Annotated in this window: 21 protein-coding genes and 4 tRNA genes; 4 read left to right on the forward strand and 21 right to left on the reverse strand. The window is 69.9% G+C overall.

What is annotated here, in order from left to right:
- From HUO13_RS34555 to rplJ, 4 genes are all read right to left on the reverse strand, one after another.
- Positions 1 to 792, reverse strand: a complete 792-nt coding sequence (locus HUO13_RS34555) for an MlaE family ABC transporter permease (protein ID WP_211899051.1) — start codon at positions 790 to 792, stop codon at positions 1 to 3.
- Entirely contained in the window at positions 789 to 1976 is a 1188-nt protein-coding gene (locus HUO13_RS34560) for an ABC transporter ATP-binding protein (protein WP_211899052.1), read from the reverse strand. The genes HUO13_RS34555 and HUO13_RS34560 overlap by 4 nt, the downstream gene beginning before the upstream one ends.
- A gap of 312 nt (positions 1977 to 2288) precedes the next feature.
- Complete coding sequence (rplL, locus tag HUO13_RS34565) at positions 2289 to 2675, reverse strand: 50S ribosomal protein L7/L12 (protein WP_211899053.1); 387 nt, start codon at positions 2673 to 2675, stop codon at positions 2289 to 2291.
- A 99-nt stretch (positions 2676 to 2774) separates the two neighbouring features.
- Complete coding sequence (rplJ, locus tag HUO13_RS34570; RefSeq protein ID WP_211899054.1) at positions 2775 to 3308, reverse strand: 50S ribosomal protein L10; 534 nt, start codon at positions 3306 to 3308, stop codon at positions 2775 to 2777.
- 357 nt (positions 3309 to 3665) lie between these two features.
- Between rplJ and HUO13_RS34575 the strand changes: the two genes are divergently transcribed.
- Positions 3666 to 4592, forward strand: coding sequence for a hypothetical protein (locus HUO13_RS34575; protein WP_249125225.1), 927 nt, complete (start codon positions 3666 to 3668; stop codon positions 4590 to 4592).
- A gap of 109 nt (positions 4593 to 4701) precedes the next feature.
- On the opposite strand, the gene rplA is transcribed toward HUO13_RS34575, so the two are convergent.
- The 5 genes from rplA to HUO13_RS34600 all read right to left on the reverse strand — a co-directional run bounded on the left by rplA (position 4702) and on the right by HUO13_RS34600 (position 7510).
- The gene (gene rplA, locus HUO13_RS34580; protein ID WP_211899056.1) at positions 4702 to 5418 is read right to left on the reverse strand and encodes a 50S ribosomal protein L1; all 717 of its coding nucleotides are present in this window, start codon (positions 5416 to 5418) and stop codon (positions 4702 to 4704) included.
- A gap of 86 nt (positions 5419 to 5504) precedes the next feature.
- Positions 5505 to 5939 (reverse strand): 50S ribosomal protein L11, encoded by a 435-nt coding sequence (gene rplK, locus HUO13_RS34585; protein WP_211899057.1) that lies wholly within the window; start codon positions 5937 to 5939, stop codon positions 5505 to 5507.
- Between the two features lie 149 nt (positions 5940 to 6088).
- Positions 6089 to 6925, reverse strand: a complete 837-nt coding sequence (gene nusG / locus HUO13_RS34590) for a transcription termination/antitermination protein NusG (protein ID WP_211899058.1) — start codon at positions 6923 to 6925, stop codon at positions 6089 to 6091.
- Positions 6926 to 7005: 80 nt separating this feature from the next.
- Positions 7006 to 7407 carry a preprotein translocase subunit SecE gene (gene secE, locus HUO13_RS34595; protein WP_211899059.1) on the reverse strand — a complete coding sequence of 134 codons (402 nt, stop codon included), beginning with the start codon at positions 7405 to 7407 and terminating at the stop codon, positions 7006 to 7008.
- A gap of 30 nt (positions 7408 to 7437) precedes the next feature.
- Positions 7438 to 7510: transfer RNA gene (locus HUO13_RS34600), tRNA-Trp, on the reverse strand.
- 253 nt (positions 7511 to 7763) lie between these two features.
- On the opposite strand from HUO13_RS34600, the gene HUO13_RS34605 reads away from it, so the two are divergent.
- Positions 7764 to 9002, forward strand: coding sequence for a pyridoxal phosphate-dependent aminotransferase (locus tag HUO13_RS34605; protein WP_211899060.1), 1239 nt, complete (start codon positions 7764 to 7766; stop codon positions 9000 to 9002).
- Positions 9003 to 9107: 105 nt separating this feature from the next.
- Here HUO13_RS34605 and HUO13_RS34610 read toward each other — a convergent pair whose 3' ends face one another.
- The 10 genes from HUO13_RS34610 to HUO13_RS34655 all read right to left on the reverse strand — a co-directional run bounded on the left by HUO13_RS34610 (position 9108) and on the right by HUO13_RS34655 (position 15809).
- Complete coding sequence (locus HUO13_RS34610; protein WP_211899061.1) at positions 9108 to 9536, reverse strand: MaoC family dehydratase; 429 nt, start codon at positions 9534 to 9536, stop codon at positions 9108 to 9110.
- The gene (locus HUO13_RS34615; protein ID WP_211899062.1) at positions 9533 to 10003 is read right to left on the reverse strand and encodes a MaoC family dehydratase N-terminal domain-containing protein; all 471 of its coding nucleotides are present in this window, start codon (positions 10001 to 10003) and stop codon (positions 9533 to 9535) included. The genes HUO13_RS34610 and HUO13_RS34615 overlap by 4 nt, the downstream gene beginning before the upstream one ends.
- 226 nt (positions 10004 to 10229) lie before the next feature.
- On the reverse strand, positions 10230 to 10394 hold the full coding sequence (gene rpmG / locus HUO13_RS34620) for a 50S ribosomal protein L33 (protein ID WP_009944078.1): 165 nt from the start codon (positions 10392 to 10394) through the stop codon (positions 10230 to 10232).
- A gap of 58 nt (positions 10395 to 10452) precedes the next feature.
- A tRNA-Met gene (locus HUO13_RS34625) sits at positions 10453 to 10528 on the reverse strand.
- A 73-nt stretch (positions 10529 to 10601) separates the two neighbouring features.
- Positions 10602 to 10674, reverse strand: a tRNA-Thr gene (locus HUO13_RS34630).
- A gap of 82 nt (positions 10675 to 10756) precedes the next feature.
- Complete coding sequence (locus HUO13_RS34635) at positions 10757 to 13390, reverse strand: putative bifunctional diguanylate cyclase/phosphodiesterase (RefSeq protein ID WP_211899063.1); 2634 nt, start codon at positions 13388 to 13390, stop codon at positions 10757 to 10759.
- Positions 13391 to 13709: 319 nt separating this feature from the next.
- On the reverse strand, positions 13710 to 14690 hold the full coding sequence (locus HUO13_RS34640) for an alpha/beta hydrolase (RefSeq protein WP_249124292.1): 981 nt from the start codon (positions 14688 to 14690) through the stop codon (positions 13710 to 13712).
- A 56-nt stretch (positions 14691 to 14746) separates the two neighbouring features.
- A complete protein-coding gene (locus tag HUO13_RS34645; protein WP_211899064.1) occupies positions 14747 to 15016 on the reverse strand; it encodes a hypothetical protein in 270 nt (89 codons plus the stop codon).
- Positions 15017 to 15054: 38 nt separating this feature from the next.
- Positions 15055 to 15369, reverse strand: a complete 315-nt coding sequence (locus HUO13_RS34650) for a hypothetical protein (protein ID WP_211899065.1) — start codon at positions 15367 to 15369, stop codon at positions 15055 to 15057.
- Positions 15370 to 15728: 359 nt separating this feature from the next.
- A tRNA-Tyr gene (locus HUO13_RS34655) sits at positions 15729 to 15809 on the reverse strand.
- 126 nt (positions 15810 to 15935) lie between these two features.
- Between HUO13_RS34655 and HUO13_RS34660 the strand changes: the two genes are divergently transcribed.
- Positions 15936 to 16427: a YajQ family cyclic di-GMP-binding protein gene (locus tag HUO13_RS34660; RefSeq protein WP_211899066.1), complete on the forward strand. Its 492-nt coding sequence runs from the start codon at positions 15936 to 15938 to the stop codon at positions 16425 to 16427.
- 36 nt (positions 16428 to 16463) lie between these two features.
- Positions 16464 to 17345, forward strand: a complete 882-nt coding sequence (gene rfbA / locus HUO13_RS34665) for a glucose-1-phosphate thymidylyltransferase RfbA (protein ID WP_211899067.1) — start codon at positions 16464 to 16466, stop codon at positions 17343 to 17345.
- Between the two features lie 3 nt (positions 17346 to 17348).
- On the opposite strand, the gene htpX is transcribed toward rfbA, so the two are convergent.
- Together htpX and ddaH are read right to left on the reverse strand one after the other, a co-directional pair.
- Positions 17349 to 18227, reverse strand: a complete 879-nt coding sequence (htpX, locus tag HUO13_RS34670) for a zinc metalloprotease HtpX (RefSeq protein WP_211899068.1) — start codon at positions 18225 to 18227, stop codon at positions 17349 to 17351.
- Positions 18228 to 18412: 185 nt separating this feature from the next.
- Positions 18413 to 19264, reverse strand: coding sequence for a dimethylargininase (ddaH, locus tag HUO13_RS34675; RefSeq protein ID WP_211899069.1), 852 nt, complete (start codon positions 19262 to 19264; stop codon positions 18413 to 18415).
- Positions 19265 to 19284: the final 20 nt, after the last annotated feature.

The raw sequence follows: 19284 nt of genomic DNA on the forward strand, positions 1-19284 counted from the left end.
TCACATCCCCTTGGGCGGCACGAGCTGCAGGTAGATCGTGGTCAGCACGAAGTTCACCGCGAACAGCAGCAGGAACGTGATCACCACCGACTGGTTGACCGCGTCGCCGACGCCCTTCGGGCCGGGCGGCGGGTTCAGGCCGCGGTAGGCGGCCACCACGCCGGCCAGGAACCCGAAGATCAGTGCCTTCAGCTCGCTGATCCAGATGTCGGGCAGCTGCGCCAGCGCGTTGAAACTGGCCATGTAGGCGCCGGGCGTGCCGCCCTGCATGATCACGTTGAAGAAGTAGCCGCCCATCACGCCGACGACGCTGACCATGCCGTTGAGCAGCACCGCGACCAGCATCGCGGCCAGCACCCTCGGCACCACCAGCCGGTGCACTGGCGAGACGCCGAGCACCTCCATCGCGTCGATCTCGTCGCGGATCTTGCGCGAGCCGAGGTCGGCGCAGATCGCCGAACCGCCCGCGCCCGCGATCAGCAGCGCGGTCACGATCGGGCTGGCCTGCTGGATGATCGCCAGCACGCTCGCGCCACCGGTGAACGACTGCGCGCCGATCTGGCGGGTCAGCGAACCGAGCTGCAGCGCGATCACCGCGCCGAACGGGATCGCGACCAGCGCGGTCGGCAGGATCGTGACGCTGGCGATGAACCAGCACTGCTGGACGAACTCGCGGACCTGGAACGGGCGCTTCGGCAACGCCCGGCCAACGTCGAGCATCAGCGCGAACAGGCGTCCGGTCTCGCGGATCCCGCCCGCCCCGGGGAACCGGACCTGGGAGGGTGCCCTCACTGCTCACCGCCCCGCTTGCGGCCGAACCAGCGCCTGCGCTGCCCGGCGCCGGTCTCGGGCTCCGGCTCCCGGGTCCACGCCGGCTCGCCGCCCGCCGGGACGTGCTCCTGCACGCGCGGGCGCGGCGACGGCTTGCGGTGCGGCAGCGGTGCCTGCCTCGGGACCTGGGCGACTTCGGGATCGTTGAGCGAGCCCTGCATCGACTCGGTGCGCGCGAGGTCCTGCGGGTGGATCGTCTTCATGATCTCCTGCTGCGCGGCCGGGGCCAGCTTGCCGAGGTCGCGCATCACCCGCGCCTGCCTGCGGCGCACCGCCGAGCGCTCCGGCAGGCCGGGCGAGACCTCCAGCTGCGGGATGATGTGCGGCACGCCCTTGTCGGCGCCGCGCAGCTCCGCCAGCTCGGCGGCCATCTGCCCGGCGTCCTTCTCCTCGCTCATGCCGATCGGGCCCTGCCTGCGGCCGTTGAGGAACTGCTCGACGACCGGTTCGGTCGAGGTCAGCAGCACCTCCCGCGGGCCGTACATGACCAGGTTGCGGCGGAACAGCATGCCGATGTTGTCCGGAACGGTCCGCGCGGTGCCGATGTCGTGGGTGACGATCAGGAACGTCGCGTCGATCTGGGCGTTGAGGTCGACGATGAGCTGGTTCAGGTACGCGGTGCGCACCGGGTCGAGACCGGAGTCCGGCTCGTCGAACAGGATGATCTCCGGATCGAGCACGAGCGCCCTGGCCAGTCCGGCGCGCTTTCGCATACCGCCGGAAATCTCGCCGGGCAGCTTCTCCTCCGCCCCGAGGAGACCGACCATCTCCATCTTCTCGAGAACGACCTCGCGGACCTCGGACTCGGACTTGCGGGTGTGCTCGCGCAGCGGGAACGCGATGTTGTCGAAGAGGTTCATGGAGCCGAACAGCGCACCGTCCTGGAACAGCACGCCGAACAGCTTGCGGATCTCGTAGAGCTGGGACTCCGAGCAGTCGCAGACGTCCACGCCGTTGATCAGGACACGGCCCTGCTCGGGCTTGAGCAATCCGACGAGGGATTTCAGGAACACCGACTTGCCGGTGCCCGACGGTCCCAGCAGGACGCTGATCTCACCGGCCGGAAGCGTCAGCGTCACGTCCCGCCAGATGGTCTGGGAGCCGAACGACTTGGAGAGTCCGTCGACGACCACCTCGACGCCCATGAGCACCTCCGCATCCTTCGTCGTCCCCGGGCGTTGCACCCTCCCCGGACGGGGAGCCTGGCATACGTGATGCGCTTAACGAAGGTCGTTCGCATCACACCTGTGCAACGAGCACGACCCGCGCAGGTTACTCACGAGTTGGGTTCCTTTTCCAGACCCGCTTGATCAATAGATGATTTGTCCGATCTCGGCGGCTCCGGCATTTCCCGGATTTGTCACGGGCGTCCAGGTCCGCATCGTGGAAAGCTCATGGAACGCGAAAAGGGCGGACACCCGTGGGTGTCCGCCCTTTCACGCTGCGTCAGCGAGAAATCACTTGAGGGAGACCTTGGCGCCGGACTCCTCCAGCTTGGCCTTCGCCTCGTTGCCCTTCTCCTTGTCGACCTTCTCCAGGATCGGCTTCGGGGCGCCCTCGACGAGCTCCTTGGCCTCCTTCAGGCCCAGGCCGGAGACGATCTCACGGACGACCTTGATGACCTGGATCTTCTTGTCGCCGGCCGACTCCAGGATGACGTCGAACTCGTCCTGCTCCTCGGCGGCCGGGGCAGCGGCACCGGCGGCGGCCGGGGCGGCGGCGGCAACCGGGGCGGCGGCGGTGACGTCGAAGGTCTCCTCGAACTCCTTGAGGAAGCTCGACAGCTCCAGGAGGGTCATCTCCTTGAAGACGTCCAACAGCTCTTCGTTGCTCAGCTTCGCCATGGTGGCGTTCCTTTCACATCGGTGCCCGCGCACCCGCGAGCAGATCTTGGGTGGTGGTGCGGCCGAAGCACCCGGCGCTCACCTGGGTCCACAACGGACTCAGGAGGCGTCGGCCTCGCCGCCCTCCCTCTTCTCCTGAAGGGCGGCGGCCAGACGCGCGGCCTTGGTCGCCGGGGCGGCGAACAGGGCGGCGGCCTGGCTCATCTTGGCCTTCATGGCCCCGGCGAGCTTGCCGAGGGTGACCTCGCGGGAGTCGAGGTCGGCGATCGACTCGACCTCGGAGACCGAGATCGGGCGGCCATCCATGTAGCCGCCCTTGATCACCAGCGCCTTGTTCTCCTTGGAGAACTCCTTCAGCGCCTTGGCGGCATCCACGGGCTCGCCCTCGATGAAGGCGATCGCGGTCGGGCCCTCGAAGAGCTCGTCGAGACCCTCGACACCCGACTGCTCCGCGGCCCGCTTGACCAGCGTGTTCTTCGCGACACGGTAGGTCGCGCCCTCGCCGAGGGCGCGGCGCAGCTGAACCAGCTTCGCCATGGACAGCCCGCGGTACTCGGTCACGACCGCAGCGGTCGCGGTGTTGAACCGCTCCGCGATCTCGTTGACCGCGTCGACCTTGTCAGGCTTCGCCATGTCGCCTCCTCTCTAGTGCTTCGCGACTACAGAAGGTCCGGGCGACCGCCCGCCGGGGCGGTGTCCGGACCGATCCACCTGTCGAAAAGCCCTGAGACGACAAAACGCCCCGGCGCAGCAAGCACGGGGCGTGAAAAACCATGGGCGCGCGCGGGCGCGCACTGATGTTGCCTCGTCCTCCTGCGCGGGCCGCCCGTGTCGTACGGGACCTTCGTTCCCCACGCCGCAGCGCGAAGAAGACCAGCGGTCTTGGGTGGAACCTCGACCAGCATACGGCACCGCGCCGGGCGGCCCGCACCGACCCCGCTCACCTGGCCCGTTGATCGCCTGATGACCACGGGCGGCGGGCACGGCATCATGTGGTGCGTGGCCGACCCGAACGAGTCGCACGGCGACCGCCGCCCGCAGGAACCCGACGACCACCTGCCCGACCGGAGCCGGGGGCCGGAGATCGTCGACGCCGAGGTCGTCGAGAACGGCCCCGCGTCGAGCGCCGGCGCCGCCCCGCCGTCCGACGACGAGCAGTTCCGCCAGTACCAGCAGTTCCTGGAGTTCCAGAAGTTCCAGGAATGGCAGCGCTCCCAGCAGGGCATCGGGGGTGGCGCCGAGGTCGCCGTCCCCACCCCGCCATCGGCACCGGCGCAGGCGCCGCCCGCGCAACCGGTCCAGTGGCCCGACGCCCCGCAGGGCGGGCCCCCGGCGTGGCCGGAAACCAGCGCCGCCCACCGCGGCACCGCGTGGTTCAAGCGCCTGCTGTGGCCCCTGCGGTTCAAGCTCGTCCGCCGCCTGATCTACCTGCTCGTAATCGTCATCGTGGCCTACAACCTCATCGGCCTGGTCCTCACCGACCTCTTCGGCGGCGGCCGCGACGACTCCGGCTCAGGCACCGGCGGCGCCCCGCCCAACTCCTCCCCGATCACCTCGACGAACCCGACGCAGGCGGTCAAGGGCGTCTACAACTACCTCCGGGAGACGCCCCCGGACCGGGCGTGCCGGCTGTTCACCGACTCCGGCAAGTCGGCCTTCGCAAGCGCCCACCAGGCACCGGACTGCGCCACCGCAGCCGAGAAGATCAAGTCCCAGATCACCGCGGAGGGCCCGTACGCGAACCCGAACTTCGCCGAGAACGCGGTCGAGGTCGTCGGAGACGAGGCTGCCGTCTACGGGTGCCGAATGCGGGTCAGCGGCGGACCACTGCTCGGGAGTTTCAAGCTCGCCAAGGGCACCGACGGCGGCTGGATGATCTCCGGCTATGAGATCGAGCCCGAGAAGTGCAGGCGATGAGGTCGCGCAGCCCCCGCGCCTGAACACCCCGCTGGATCCATCCCCGAAATGCGAAGAGGCGGGCCGCCCCTTCCGGGACGGCCCGCCTCCGCCAATGCTCTGGAACCGCTCAGACCTGGACGGGCTCGAGCAGGTTCCGGGTGCGGTTCGGGTCCACCGGGATGCCCGGACCCATCGTCGTGGTGAAGGTGACCTTCTTCAGGTAGCGGCCCTTCGAGGTCGACGGCTTGGCCCGCAGGATCTCGTCCAGCGCGGCCGCGTAGTTCTCCACCAGCTTGTCGGTGTCGAACGAGGCCTTTCCGATGACGATGTGCAGGTTGGCCTGCTTGTCGACTCGGAAGTTGATCTTGCCGCCCTTGATGTCCGCGACCGCCTTGGTGACGTTCGGGGTGACGGTGCCGGTCTTCGGGTTCGGCATGAGGCCGCGCGGGCCCAGCACCCGGGCGATCTTGCCGACCTTGGCCATCTGGTCCGGGGTGGCGATCGCCGCGTCGAAATCGAGCCAGCCGCCCTGGATGCGCTCGATCAGGTCTTCGGAACCGACGGCGTCCGCCCCGGCGGCCTCGGCCTCGGCGGCCTTGTCACCAACGGCGAACACGATGACGCGGGCGGTCTTGCCAGTACCGTGCGGCAGGTTCACGGTGCCGCGGACCATCTGGTCGGCCTTGCGGGGGTCGACGCCCAGCCGCATGGCGACCTCGACGGTGGGGTCCATCTTGACCTTGGCGGTCTTCTTGGCGAGCTCGGCGGCCTCCAGCGGCGCGTACATCCGCGCCCTGTCGATCAGTTCGGCCGCCTGCTGATATGCCTTGCTGCGCTTAGCCATGTCTGTCCTTCTCGCAATGGATCAGTTGTGGTTGGTCGGGCTGCGCTGGAGCCCTCCCACGCTGAAGTCCCCGGCAGGGGGCGTGCTCAGCCCTCGACGGTCAGGCCCATCGACCGGGCGGTACCGGCGATGATCTTGGCGGCCTGGTCCAGGTCGTTGGCGTTGAGGTCGACCATCTTGGTCTGGGCGATCTCGCGGACCTGGTCCATCGAGATCTTGCCGACCTTGGTCTTGTGCGGCTCGCCGCTGCCCTTCTGCACACCGGCGGCCTTGAGCAGCAGCTTCGCGGCCGGCGGGGTCTTCAGTTTGAAGTCGAAGGAACGGTCTTCGAAAACGGAGATCTCGACCGGCACCACGTCGCCGCGCTGGCTCTCGGTGGCGGCGTTGTAGGCCTTGCAGAACTCCATGATGTTGACGCCGTGCTGACCCAGCGCCGGACCGACCGGCGGGGCCGGGTTGGCCTGGCCAGCCGAGATCTGCAGCTTGATGATCGCTGCGAGCTTCTTCTTCTTGGGCGGCATGTTCGCTTCCTTGGTCTTCTATCCGGTTGATCGGCCCGAACCACGGAGCCGAGATGCCGACGGGGCCACGACTTGGCGACGTCGGCTCCCGCGGGAGGGTCCTGCCCGGGTCCTCCCGCGGCCGCCGTGCTCCCCGCGCGGGGAGCCGGTCAGATCTTGGAAACCTGGTTGAACGACAGCTCGACCGGCGTCTCGCGGCCGAAGATCGACACCAGCACCTTGAGCTTCTGGGCGTCGGCGTTGACCTCGCTGATCGTCGCGGGCAGCGTCGCGAACGGCCCGTCCATGACGGTGATGGACTCGCCGACCTCGAAGTCGACCTCGACCGAGGGCTTGGTGGCGGCCGGCGCGGCCGCCTTCTTGCCCGCCTCCGGCTTGGCCTCCTTCTCGGCCCGCGGCGCGAGGAACTTCAGCACGTCGTTGATGCTCAGCGGCGACGGGTGCGAGGTCGCCCCGATGAAGCCCGTGACACCCGGGGTGTTGCGGACCGCGCTCCAGGAAGCGTCGTTGAGCTCCATCCGGACCAGGATGTAGCCGGGAAGCACCTTGCGCTGCACCAGCTTGCGCTGGCCGTTCTTGATCTCGGTGACTTCCTCGGTCGGCACCTCGACCTGGAAGATGTAGTCCTCGACGTCGAGCGTCTGGGCCCGGGTCTCCAGGTTGGTCTTGACCTTGTTCTCGTAGCCCGCGTAGGAGTGCACCACGTACCACTCGCCGGGGGCGCGGCGCAGCGCGGCGCGCAGCTCCTCGACCGGGTCGGCCTCCTCGGCCTCCTCGTCGGCTTCGTCACCGGAGTCGGCGTCGGCGGCCTGCTCGTCAGCGGACTCCGCGGCCTCACCCGCGCTGTCCTCGGCGGCCTGCTCGTCGGCGACCGCTTCGCCGGCGTCGGTGGTCTCGACAGCGTCGACCGAGTCAGCCGTCGAATCGGCGGCTGGCGCCTGCTCATCGGTGGGGTCGGTGAGTTCCTGACCCTCGTGTGAGGTCACAGTCGGTCTCGCTTCCTCTCGTGCATTGCGTGCCGGGTCGATGGCATCCGCCGCCCCACGCGGTGCGCGGCCGGAAGTGGTCAGCCGCCGAACAGCCAGTCCACGCCCTTGGCGAAGAGGATGTCCACGCCCGCGATGAACGCCACCATCACGCTGACGAACACCAGCACGACGAGCGTGTAGGTCATCAGCGCCTTGCGCGTCGGCCAGATGACCTTGCGCAGTTCGGCGACGACCTCGCGCAGGAAGCGTCCGATCTTCCGGAACGGCGAAACCCGACCCTGCCGGCCGTCCCGCGAGGGGGTCGGCCGACCCTTCGACTCAGTTGTGCGGGTCGAGCCGGCGTTCGCCGGCTCCCCGGACCGCCCCTTGCGGGCGGCCGAGCGGGCGGAGGCGCGGCGTTCCCGCCGCGCCGCGGCGCTGGACGGTTGGGCAGCGTCTTCGCGCTGTCCGTCCCGCTCCTGCTCGCGGTCCTCGCTCACGCCCATCCTCCGCTCACCGTCGCATCGACGCAGGGGTGACAGGACTTGAACCTGCAACCTGCGGTTTTGGAGACCGCTGCTCTGCCAATTGAGCTACACCCCTTTGCGGCCCGCGTTCTCGACCGCAGTTCGGGACGCCCGGTACCCGACCCGCCACCCGGTCCGGTCGGCGGGTTTCGAAGGTGCCGTGGCATCCCAAGTTCAAAAGTGTACGGCACGAAGTCGACCAAGCTCCAACCGCACCCCCCGCGGGGTGTCGAGATCATCGGAGCCGGGCTCCCCGAGCCGCCGGCACACCATACCCCGAGCTCCCGCACCCGTGTCGCGCACCACAGCTCATCTGCAAGGATGCTGCTATGGCCGCACCTGAGACGCAGTCCGAGAACAACACCGGGAAGCCGCGGATCTCCGCGCGAGTCGGAGGGATCGCCGAGTCGGCGACCCTCGCCGTCGACGCCAAGGCCAAGGCGCTCAAGGCCGCCGGGCGTCCGGTGATCGGCTTCGGCGCCGGCGAGCCCGACTTCCCCACCCCGCAGCCGATCGTGGACGTCGCCGCGGCGGCGTGCGCCGACCCGCGCAACCACCGCTACAGCCCGGCCGCCGGGCTGCCGGAGCTGCGCGAGGCGGTCGCCGCCAAGACCAGGCGCGACTCCCGCTACGAGGTCGAGCCGAGCCAGGTACTGGTGACCAACGGCGGCAAGCAGGCCGTCTACCAGACGTTCGCCGCGCTGCTGGACCCGGGCGACGAGGTCCTGCTGCCCGCGCCGTACTGGACGACCTACCCCGAGGCGATCGCGCTGGCCGGCGGTGTTCCCGTCGTCGTGGGCACCGACGAGTCGACCGGCTACCTGGCGAGCGTCGAGCAGCTGGAGGCCGCTCGCACGCCGCGCACCAAGGTCCTGCTGTTCAACTCGCCCTCGAACCCGACCGGCGCGGTGTACCCGCCGGAGCAGGTCGAGGCGATCGGCCGCTGGGCCGTCGAGCACGGGATCTGGGTGGTCACCGACGAGATCTACGAGCACCTGGTCTACGGCGGCGCCGAGCACGTCTCGATGCCCGCGGTGGTGCCGGAGCTGGCCGACACCTGCGTCGTGCTCAACGGGGTCGCCAAGACCTACGCGATGACCGGCTGGCGGGTCGGCTGGATGATCGGCCCCGCCGACGTCATCAAGGCCGCGACGAACCTGCAGTCGCACCTGTCGTCGAACGTCTCCAACGTCTCGCAGCGGGCGGCCCTGGAGGCCGTCAGCGGCTCGCTCGACGCGGTCGAGTCGATGCGCGAGGCGTTCGACCGGCGGCGGCGCAAGATCGTGGAGCTGCTGTCGGCGATCCCGGGCGTGAGCTGCCCGGAGCCGCAGGGCGCCTTCTACGCGTACCCGTCGGTGAAGGAGCTGCTGGGCAGGGAGATCCGGGGTTCGCGGCCGCAGACCAGCGTGGAGCTGGCGGCGCTGGTGCTGGAGCACGCGGAGGTGGCGGTCGTGCCGGGTGAGGCGTTCGGCACGCCGGGCTACTTCCGGCTGTCCTACGCGCTGGGCGACGACGACCTGGCCGAGGGCGTCCGCCGGATGGGCGACCTGCTGCGCGAGGCGAAGTAGCGCGTCCCGAACCGCGCGAACCGTGGGCCGTCCGGACTTCCCGGGCGGCCCACGGTTGTTTCGGATGTCGATGCCCGCACCGCTGCGGCGGGCGGTGCCGGGCCTTCAGTCCTGCGCCAGGCGGACCACCGCGCTGGCGCCGCCCAGGACGCCCTGGCCCGCGCTGCGGGCCGTGATGCTGACCTTCACCGTGCCGTCGTCGTTCTTGGCCGCGACCTTGCCGGAGAGCTCGACCAGCGCGCCCTCGCCGTCGTCGGGCACGACCACCGGGCGGGTGAAGCGGACGCTGTAGTTGGCGATCGCGCCCGGGTCGCCGGTCCACTCGGTGACCAGCCGGCCCGCCAGCGCCATGGTGAGCATGCCGTGCGCGATCACGTCCGGCAGCCCGACCTCGGTGGCGAACCGCTCGTTCCAGTGGATCGGGTTGAAGTCCCCGGAGGCCCCGGCGTAGCGCACCAGGTCGGCGCGGGTGACGGGGACGCTGAGCTCCGGCAGCAGGTCGCCCTTGGAGACCTCGGACATCCGCAGCGTCATGCGTCCTCACCTTCCGGGTCCTCCGCGGTGCCCCGCGCGACCAGCGTCGATTTCGCCGTGCAGACCGGTTCGCCCTCGACCGTGGTGATCTCGGCGCGCACGGTCAGGAAGTCGTTGCCCGTGCGGGCCTTGATGTCGTCGACGTGCACGACGGTGCGGAGGCGGTCGCCGGCCTGGATGGGCCGGTGGTGGGTGAACTCCTGCTGGCCGTGGACGACCCGGCTGTAGTCGAGGCCGAGCTGCGGGTCCTCCACGATCGCGTCGTGGGCTTTCATCGACAGCAGCACCGCGAACGTCGGTGGGGCGATCACGTCCGGGTACCCGGCGGCCTTGGCGGCCTCGGGGTCGCGGTGCAGGGGCGAGCGGTCCTTGATCGCCTCGGCGAACTCGCGGATCTTCTCCCGGCCCACCTCGTAGGTCGGCGTCGGCGGGTACTCACGTCCGATGAATGACTGGTCGAGCGGCACGTGTGCAGATTACCGGCCGCTCGGCACCACCGCGGCGGCCCTCATCGGCGGGCTCGCCTCGGCCCGCACGCCGGCCGGACCGCGCGCACTGGACGTCCCGGCGCCGGGTGCGACTTCCGGCACGAGGAACTCCTGCCGAACCGGGCCCGCAAGCACGAAGACCCGCCCCGGCTCGGCCGGGACGGGTCTTCGGTGAAGCTGGATCTCGCGAGAGGATCCGCTGTGGTCAGCGGGTCTCCTTGTGCACGCGGTGCGTACCGCAGTTCGGGCAGAACTTCTTCATCGCCAGACGGTCCGGGTCGTTGCGCCGGTTCTTGTTGGTGATGTAGTTGCGGTGCTTGCACTCCTCGCACGCGAGCGTGATCTTGGGGCGAACGTCGGTCGCGGCCACGGGGGTGCCTTTCTCTTCGAACTTGCTGGGACAGCTCGCTACAACGCGAACCGGTCAATGGTAGCGGTGGCCGGACTTGAACCGGCGACACAGCGATTATGAGCCGCTTGCTCTACCGACTGAGCTACACCGCCGCGCTGGGATACAGCCTATCCCATGCAAAAACAGCCGCAGTACCCATTTGTCGAGCACCGCGGCTGCCTTCCGAGCCCCAATACGGAATCGAACCGTAGACCTTCTCCTTACCATGGAGACGCTCTGCCGACTGAGCTATTGGGGCGTGCCCTTGCGGAGCGATTAGAACTCTACACACCCTCTCGGGGCCCCTGAGACGGGGGGTGCCCTAACGGGGAAACCGCTGGTCAGTGCACCAATGTCAACACGGTCTCCGACCTCGGCCCGCGACGCCGGACGGTGCGGGCCCGCAGCCACGCCTCCAGCCGGTCCTCGGGCAGCGGACGCGAGATCAGGTAGCCCTGTGCGATGTCGCACCCCATCGCGACGAGCTGGTCGCGGGCCGCGTCGTCCTCGACGCCCTCGGCCACCACCACGAGCTCCAGGGAGTGGCCCAGCTCGACGATGGAGCGCACCACGGCCATGTCGCCGAGGTCGGTGCCCATGCCGAGCACGAAGCTCTTGTCGATCTTCACCTCGTCCACCGGAAGCTGGCGCAGGTAGGCCAGCGAGGAGTAGCCGGTGCCGAAGTCGTCCACGGCCAGCACCACGCCGAGCGCGTGCAGCCTTCTCAGGACCGGCATCGAGCGCTCCGGGTCCTCCATCACGCTGGACTCGGTCAGCTCGAAGGTGAGCAGCTCGGGCGGGATCTCGTGGCGGCCGAGCGCTTCGGCGACCCGGTCCGGGAACGACTCGTCGGCGAGGTTGCGGACCGAGAGGTTCACCGCGACCGACATCCGCAGCCCGCGGTCGAGCCACTTGCGCACCTTCACCAGCGCGCATTCCATGACGAAGGAGGTCAGGGCGTCGACCAGCCCGGTGGCCTCCACCACCGGCACGAACTCGTCGGGATCGAGCCGCCCGTACTCGGGATGCGACCAGCGCACCAGGGCTTCGGCCCCGACCACCTGCCGCTCCGGCAGCGAGACCTTCGGCTGGTAGTGCACCTCGATCTGGCCGGAGTCGATGGCCTGGCGGAACTGGGTGACGAGCTGGAAGCGGCGCAGGAAGACCTGGCCCATCGCCGGCGCGTAGCGGCGCACGCCGTCCTCGCCGTTGCGGGCGGCCCGGACGGCGACGTCGGCGCGTTGCAGCAGGGTGTCGACGTCGTTCTCGGGCTCGCCGTCGGCCGGGGCCGACGAGACGTAGCCCGCGACCGCGGTGGCCTCCACGACCAGCTTGTCCAGCGGGTACGGCTCGGCGATCACCTCCCGGAGCCGGGTGGCGACCTCGCGCGCCTCGTCCTCGGTGTGGTCGAGCAGCAGCATCGCGAAGGCGTTGGCCTCCAGCCGCGCCAGCGGCGGTTCCGGCCCCAGCGCGTCGCGCATCCGGCGGCCCGCCGCGACCACCATCCGGTCGCCCCAGGTGTAGCCGAGCGCCTCGCTGACGGTGGTCAGGACGTCGAGGTCCATCCGCAGCACGACCGCCGTCCGGCCGTTGCGCAGCTCCTCGGCCGACATCTCCCGGAAGCCGGTCCGGTTGAGCAGGCCGGTCAGCGGATCGTGATAAGCGTCATGCCGCAGGCGGGCCAGCAGCCTTCGGTTGTCCATCGCGGTGGCCAGGTGGCTGGCCAGCGTGTGCAGCAGCCGGACGTCGGCGCGCCCGAAGCCGCGCCAGCGGCTGACCCGGTCGTGCGCCTCGACCGCGCCGAGGAGCTGGCTGGCTCCCCTCAGCGGCACCACGAGCGCTTCGTAGGCACCGCGCTGGCGCAGCGCCCGCCGCACCTCCTCCGGAGCCTCCAGCGTCCGGAACGAGCGCACGTGGCTTCCCGGCAGTTGCAGCAGCGGGTCGTCGCGCAGCGCCGACGGCGCGGCCTGCTCGGCGGCCTCCGGCAGCGGGTCGCCCGCGACCAGGGTGCTGACCTCGCCGCTGGGGTCCAGCCGCAGCCGCAGCACGACCCTGGTCGCGTTGAGCTGCTCTCGGATGCGTTCGGCCACCGGCTCCCACTCGGTGACCGACGGGGCCTCCAGATCGGCGTCGGAGGACGGGCCGCGCGCGGTGGCCTGCCCCGACCGGGCGACGCTCAGGCTGACGTCGCTGAGCGCTTCCAGGTCGCGCTGCTCGCGCAGCAGGCCGGAGTAGGCCCGGTAGAGCCCGAGGACGGCGACCGCGACCAGCCCGACCAGCAGCCAGCCCCACGGGGTGGTGCTGGCGACCTCGTAGCTGATCAGACCAACCGAGGTGTTGAGCAGCCCGACCGCCAGCGTGTTGACCGCCAGTCGCGCGCCCGCCGACACCCGCATGGCGCCGCCGAGCACGTGCAGGGCGGCGAGCGCGAACCCGCAGCTGATCAGCGGGGAGGTCAGGGTGCCGACGACCGGGCCGAACCACTCCGGGCTCGCGGTGCCGACGGTCCGGGTGACCACGCTGGCGACCGCGAACGGGACCGCGATCTCCAGGCACATCACGCCGGCGTTGTAGGCGACGTGGGTGGCCGCCCGCCTACCGACCTGGGCGCCCAGCCCGGCCAGCAGGTTCGCGGCGAGCACCACCTCGAACGGGGCGGTGAGCAGGCCGAGGATCAGCGGGATCTCGGTGAAGGAGATCGTCCAGCCGACCCGTTTGACGTCGACGTCGATGGTGAGCTGCTCGGCGAGCAGGAAGCCCATCGCCAGCAGCGGCCCGATGAGCAGCAGGTTCGGGCTGTAGTGGAACGGCAGCCACGCCGAGGTCGCCGCCGACGCGGCCACGCCGGCGAGCAGCACCGCGAGCGAGAAGGCGGTGAACATCCGCCGCCGCACCGGGTCGACCTCGGCCCGCACCGGAGGGCGGGCTGCGTCGAGCGCGGCCGGCGACTCCAGAGAGCGGTGACGCTCGATCATCCACCCTCCTGGTCGCCTGGCGACACGGGCGCCGCACCGGTTTGCCGTTGGGATCGTGACTCACGACAGGCGACCTTGGCCAGTGGCCGGAGACGCTCACCGCACCGCGGCGGGTGTGGAGTTCGCCATGTGGAACCGCGCACTCGGCCGAGTCCGGCGGACTGACCTGCGAATATCGCCGATCACCTGCTTCGGGGCACCCGGCCGGAAATGTTGTCGAGAAAGTCGTCCGGTCGGCTGTGAGCGGTCCCGCAACAACCCGAAAAAGCCTTCACGTTATGTGTCCGGGCTCGAACGGAAGGTGATCGACCTGCGGTTTCTACGTGAGGCCGAGCTCGTCGAGGAAGTCCCGCACCGCCCGGTCGAGGTCGGCCAGCGCGATCTCCTCCACCGGCAGGTGCCCGCCGCCGCGCAACGCCGCGAAGCGGGTCGGTCCGGCGATCCGGTCGAAGAAGCGGGTCGACAGGCTGGTGGGTATCCAGCGGTCCTCGTCGGGGTGGGCCAGCAGCACCGGCGGCCCGCGGAACTCCTCTGGCTCGGTCACCGGAGCGCTGGCGAGGTAGCTGCGCACGAAGCTCAGCGAGATCCAGTTCCCGCCGCCCAGCGCGTCGGCCCACACCAGCTCGGCGAACTTGACGTTGTTCGACACCGCGGCGACGTTGGCCAGCCAGTGCACCGGGACCCGCGCCTGCCGCAGCGGCCACGGGGCCAGCGACAGCAGACCGGACCACTGGCCGAGCTCCGGGCGCACCGCCAGGCGCCGCCGGACCTCCCCGCGCCGCGGGTCGGCCAGGCACGTCACCACGACTCCCGCGACCGATCCGGCTGCCGCGGCGGCGACGTCGTAGGCCAGCCTGCCGCCGGTTCCGACGCCGAGCAGCACGACCGGTCGCGGGTCGGTGCGGCGTTCGTGCTCGAGCAGCGCCGCGACGCACTCCACCCAGGTCCGGTAGGTGACGTGGTGGCGGCCGGGGTCGGTGAGCCCGAACCCGGGCAGGTCCGGCGCCAGGTAGTCGAGGTCGTACAGCGAGGGGAGCCTGCCGTAGGGGGCGAGCATCCGGCCGTAGCCGCCCGCGCCGTGCAGTGCGACGAGCTTGGCGGGGGCGTCCGGGTGCGCCACCCGGTCCAGGTGCACGTCCATCCCCCGCCAGGTCCACCACTGCTCGTCGGGTGCCGTCTCGGCGGTGAGGCGCAGGCCGCCGGGGAAGAACTCCTGGTAGCTCAACCACTGGCGGTGGTGGAGGTATCCGGCGCCGGCTTCGGCGGGGCGCTCGGAGGTCGGTCGGGCGCTCAGGGGCACAACTCGAACATACGGGGCCGGGGGCCACCGCGTCGGATGTTCATTTCCGGCTGATGTCAGCCGGTGCGCTCGTCGTCGGCCGGTCCCAAGCGGATCACCCCGTTGTCGAAGTCCAGCGGCCCCGCACCGGACTCGCGTTCGTCCTCTCGCGCGACGGCCACCCACTCCAGCCGTTCGAGCCGGTGCTTGGCGCCCGTGCTGAAAAGCCCTTCGACCTCGGTCGCGGCGGCTTCCAGCCGCCGCCGCGCCTCCGGCGGAGACGCGTGCTGCGCCGCGGCGCGCTGCTCGCGCCTGCGGCGCGCGCGGGCCGCGCGATCGATGGCCACCACACCAGCCTAGCCGCCGTGGAGGCCGAGGCCGAGGTTCACGAACCCGCGGCGGGACCGCGGTGCACCAGCGAGTCGGCCTGCGCGAGCCCGTCCTCCAGCGCAGCGCGCTCGCGCTCGTCGAGCCCGTCCGCGAAGCCGGGACCGGCGGCCTTGACCAGCACCATCAGCCGCTTTGCGATCCCCCGCGCCTGCGTCAGCCGCACCTGCGGGCCTTCCAGCACCCGCCGAGAGTCGGCGATGAGCTTGCGGTACCGGTGGTTGAGCTCCGCCCGCTCATCAACGACATCCAGCGCCCCCACCAGCCCACGCAGCTCGGAGGTCTCGACGAGCACGAAATACGGATCACTCACACAAGAAACCCTAGAACACCAAGGAGGTCTCCCACCGCAAACGACCACGACAAAGGTCACAGCGGACAAGCCACCCCGCCGAATGCGCCCAAGAGCTCACCACCGCAGAGAAGGTGCCCGACAAAGTCACCAACCCAAAGGCGCCGACAAGCTCACCGCAGAGAAGGCGCCCCAAATGGTTGAGCGCCAGCGAAGGCCCGCTGGTAAAGCCCCAGGCCGGGAACGCTCAGAACGCGAGGAGCAGGTCACAAGCAACCACCGCACCGTGGGGGGCCCGGGGGGTTCGACCCCCCCCGACCAGCACAAACGAAGAGAGCCCTGTCCGCGCAATCCGCGGACAGGGCTCACCCACTCTCGAGTGCCGGGTGGAGGATTCGAACCTCCGAAGCTTGCGCGGCTGATTTACAGTCAGCTCCCTTTGGCCACTCGGGCAACCCGGCGTCGCGCACCAGTCGGAACTGGCTTGCGTGGAAAGGATACATACCGGCGTCCACCGGATTCTCAGGGGGGCGTGGCGGTAGCGTGTCCGGTGACCGCATCGGCGAGCGCAACAGGAGGTAGGACAGGTGGCAGACCCGTCGTTCGACGTGGTGAGCAAGATCGACCGCCAGGAGGTCGACAACGCGCTGAACCAGGCCGCCAAGGAGCTGGCCAACCGGTTCGACTTCCGCGGTACCGGCACGAAGATCCAGTGGTCCGGTGAAGAGGCGATCAGCCTGGAGTCCGAGACCGAGGAGCGCTGCAAGGCCGCGATCGACGTCTTCAAGGAGAAGCTGATCAAGCGGGGCATCTCGCTGAAGGCGTTCGACGTGGGCGAGCCGGCTTCCTCCGGCCGGGTCTACAAGGTAACCGGCAAGCTCGTGCAGGGCATCGCCCAGGACGTGGCCAAGAAGATCTCGAAAAAGATCCGGGACGAGGCCCCGAAGGGCGTGCAGGCGCAGATCCAGGGTGACCAGCTGCGCGTGTCCGGCAAGAAGAAGGACGACCTGCAGACCGTCATCCAGCTTTTGAAGTCCAGCGACTTCGAAGTCGCCCTGCAGTTCGAGAACTACCGGTAACTTGGGCCGCGGCGCCGTCGCTGGAGGGGAATCCGGGTGAAGGGGATCGTGCTGGCCGGTGGCAGCGGGACGAGGCTGCACCCGCTGACGCAGGTCGTGTCCAAGCAGCTGTTGCCGGTCTACGACAAGCCGATGGTCTACTACCCGTTGTCGGTGCTGATGCTGGCCGGCATCCGGGAGGTCCTGCTCATCTCGACCCCGGCCGACCTGCCGCTGTTCCGCAGGCTGCTCGGCGACGGTTCGCAGTTCGGCATCTCGATCGACTACGCCGAGCAGCCCGAGCCCAACGGTCTGGCCGAGGCGTTCGTCATCGGTGCCGACTTCGTCGGTGACGACTCGGTGGCGCTCGTGCTGGGCGACAACATCTTCTACGGGCAGGGTTTCTCCAAGCTGCTGCAGCAGTGCACGCGGGAGCTGGAGGGCTGCATGCTCTTCGGCTACCCGGTGCGCGATCCCCAGCGCTACGGGGTCGGTGAGATCGACGGGGACGGCAGGCTCCTCTCGATCGTGGAGAAGCCGGAGCGGCCGCGTTCCAACACCGCCATCACCGGGCTGTACTTCTACGACAACGCCGTGGTGGAGATCGCCCGGGGGCTGCGCCCGTCGGCGCGGGGCGAGCTGGAGATCACCGACGTCAACATGGAGTACCTGCGGCGCGGGAGTGCCCGGCTGACCGAGCTCGGGCGTGGGTTCGCCTGGCTGGACACCGGTACGCACGCCTCGCTGCTGGACGCCTCGCAGTTCGTGCAGGTGCTGGAGAACCGGCAGGGCGTGCGGATCGCGTGCCTCGAGGAGATCGCGCTGCGGATGGGCTACATCTCGCCCGAGGAGTGCTTCGCGCTGGGCGCGAAGCTGGCCAAGTCCGGCTACGGCGAGTACGTCATGTCCGTCGCGCGCAACGCCGGGGCGCCCGGCTGACAGTCACCACGTCGCCGGGGGCAGCTGGCGTCCCGCCATGCCTTCCAGGCGCCGGACCCGTTCGCTGATCGGCGGGTGGGTCGAGAACAGCCGCGTCAGCCGTTCGCCTGGCCGGAACGGGTTGGCGATCATCAGGTGCGACTCGGACACCAGCTTGGGTTCCGGCGGCAGGGGCGCGAGCTGGGTGCCGCGCTCGAGCTTGCGCAGCGCCGATGCCAGCGCCAGCGGGTCGCCGGTGAGCTCGGCGCCGGACGCGTCGGCCTGGTACTCCCTGGAGCGGCTGACCGCCATCTGCACGACTCCGGCCGCGATCGGCCCCAGCAGGGCGACCAGCAGCATCGCGAAGGCGTTCGGCCGGTCCTCGTCGTCGCCGCCGAACATGCCGAACAGCAGCCCGAAGTTCGCCAGGAACGTGACGACGCTGGCCAGCGCTCCCGCGACGCTGGAGATCAGGATGTCGCGGTTGTAGACGTGCGACAGCTCGTGGCCGAGCACCGCGCGCAGCTCGCGCTCGTCGAGCAGCTCGAGGATTCCCTGGGTGCAGCAGACCGCCGCGTTGCGCGGGTTGCGCCCGGTCGCGAACGCGTTGGGCGCCGCGGTGGGGCTGATGTAGAGCGCGGGCATCGGCTGCTTGGCCGAGGTGGCCAGCTCGCGCACGATCCGGTACATCGCGGGCTGTTCGGCTTCGGAGACCGGGCGTGCGTGCATCGCGCGCAGCGCCAGCCTGGCCGAGTTGAAGTAGGCGTAGCCGTTCATGCCCAGCGCGACGACGAGCGCGATGACCAGGCCGCCGCGCCCGAACAGCGAGCCGACCAGCAGCACGAGGGCGCTCATACCGCCCAGCAGCAGGGCGGTCTTCAACCCGTTGAAGTGACTGTGCACAGCGTTCCTGCCTCCGCCGGGAAACCGTCGTTGCAGTCGAAGGTCACTCAGGAAACGCTGTCACGCGAGCCGAAGTTCCAGCGCGCGGGCGTGCCGAACACCACTCGGCGCTGGTGAGCGGGTCGTCGGCCCCCGCTCACCAGCGCCTGCGGCCGGGTTAGCGTCGTCGGGTCAGTGGAGCGGGGTCAGTGCAGTTCCATCGTGCAGCACTTCGGCCCTCCACCGGACTTCCGCAGCTCCGAGACGTCGAGCATGATCGGCTCGTAGCCGCGGGCGGTGAGCTGGGCGGCCAGACCCGTCGCCTCCAGCGGCAGCACCACGTTGCGGCCGTCGGAGACGCCGTTGAGGCCCAGGCACGCGGCGTCTTCGGCGTCGGCGACCACCGCGTCGGGGAACAGGCGTTCCAGCACGCGCCGCGAACCCGCGGAGAAGGCGTCCGGGTAGTAGGCGATCTGCGGGTGCTCACCGCGTTCCAGCACGAAAAGCGCGGTGTCGAGGTGGTAGTAGCGCGGGTCGGTCAGGCTCAGCGACACGACCGGTACGCCCAGCACCTCCTGGGCCTCGGCGTGCGCCTCGGGGTCGGTGCGGAAGCCGGAACCGGCCAGCAGCAGCGTCCCGGTCCAGGCGAAGTCGCCCTCGGCCTCGTTTACCCGCGACGGCATGACCAGCTCGCGGTAGCCGCGGGTGGTGAACCAACGGCGGAAGTGCTCGGCCTCGGCGGCCCGTTCCGGTGCGCGGAACCGGGCGCCGAGCACCCGGCCGTCGATCACGGTCGCGGAGTTCGCCGAGAAGACCATGTCGGGCAGTCCGGGCTGCGGCTCGATGACGTGCACGGTGTGGCCGAGGCGCTCGTAGGTCTGCTTGAGGGCCTCCCACTGCTTCATCGCCAGCTCGGTGTCGACCGGCGAGGTGGGGTCCATCCAGGGATTGATCGAGTACTCGACGGCGAAGTGCTTCGGCGGGCACATCACGTAGTGCCTGGCCGTCGGGAGCTTGGCGCGTGAGTCGGCGGCGGCGGGCGCAGCGGAGACCGTCATGAATCGAAATCTAACCGGTG

Source organism: Saccharopolyspora erythraea (genome assembly GCF_018141105.1).
Taxonomy (GTDB): domain Bacteria; phylum Actinomycetota; class Actinomycetes; order Mycobacteriales; family Pseudonocardiaceae; genus Saccharopolyspora_D; species Saccharopolyspora_D erythraea_A.

What these genes read in the sequence shown, in the direction of transcription:
- HUO13_RS34605 (WP_211899060.1), top strand. Translation starts at nt 7,764, where the DNA reads ATGGCCGCACCTGAGACGCAGTCCGAGAACAACACCGGGAAGCCGCGG.
- HUO13_RS34610 (WP_211899061.1), bottom strand. Translation starts at nt 9,536, where the DNA reads ATGACGCTGCGGATGTCCGAGGTCTCCAAGGGCGACCTGCTGCCGGAG.
- rplA (WP_211899056.1), bottom strand. Translation starts at nt 5,418, where the DNA reads ATGGCTAAGCGCAGCAAGGCATATCAGCAGGCGGCCGAACTGATCGAC.
- rplK (WP_211899057.1), bottom strand. Translation starts at nt 5,939, where the DNA reads ATGCCGCCCAAGAAGAAGAAGCTCGCAGCGATCATCAAGCTGCAGATC.
- HUO13_RS34560 (WP_211899052.1), bottom strand. Translation starts at nt 1,976, where the DNA reads ATGGGCGTCGAGGTGGTCGTCGACGGACTCTCCAAGTCGTTCGGCTCC.
- rplL (WP_211899053.1), bottom strand. Translation starts at nt 2,675, where the DNA reads ATGGCGAAGCTGAGCAACGAAGAGCTGTTGGACGTCTTCAAGGAGATG.
- rplJ (WP_211899054.1), bottom strand. Translation starts at nt 3,308, where the DNA reads ATGGCGAAGCCTGACAAGGTCGACGCGGTCAACGAGATCGCGGAGCGG.
- HUO13_RS34635 (WP_211899063.1), bottom strand. Translation starts at nt 13,390, where the DNA reads ATGATCGAGCGTCACCGCTCTCTGGAGTCGCCGGCCGCGCTCGACGCA.
- ddaH (WP_211899069.1), bottom strand. Translation starts at nt 19,264, where the DNA reads ATGACGGTCTCCGCTGCGCCCGCCGCCGCCGACTCACGCGCCAAGCTC.
- HUO13_RS34575 (WP_249125225.1), top strand. Translation starts at nt 3,666, where the DNA reads ATGTGGTGCGTGGCCGACCCGAACGAGTCGCACGGCGACCGCCGCCCG.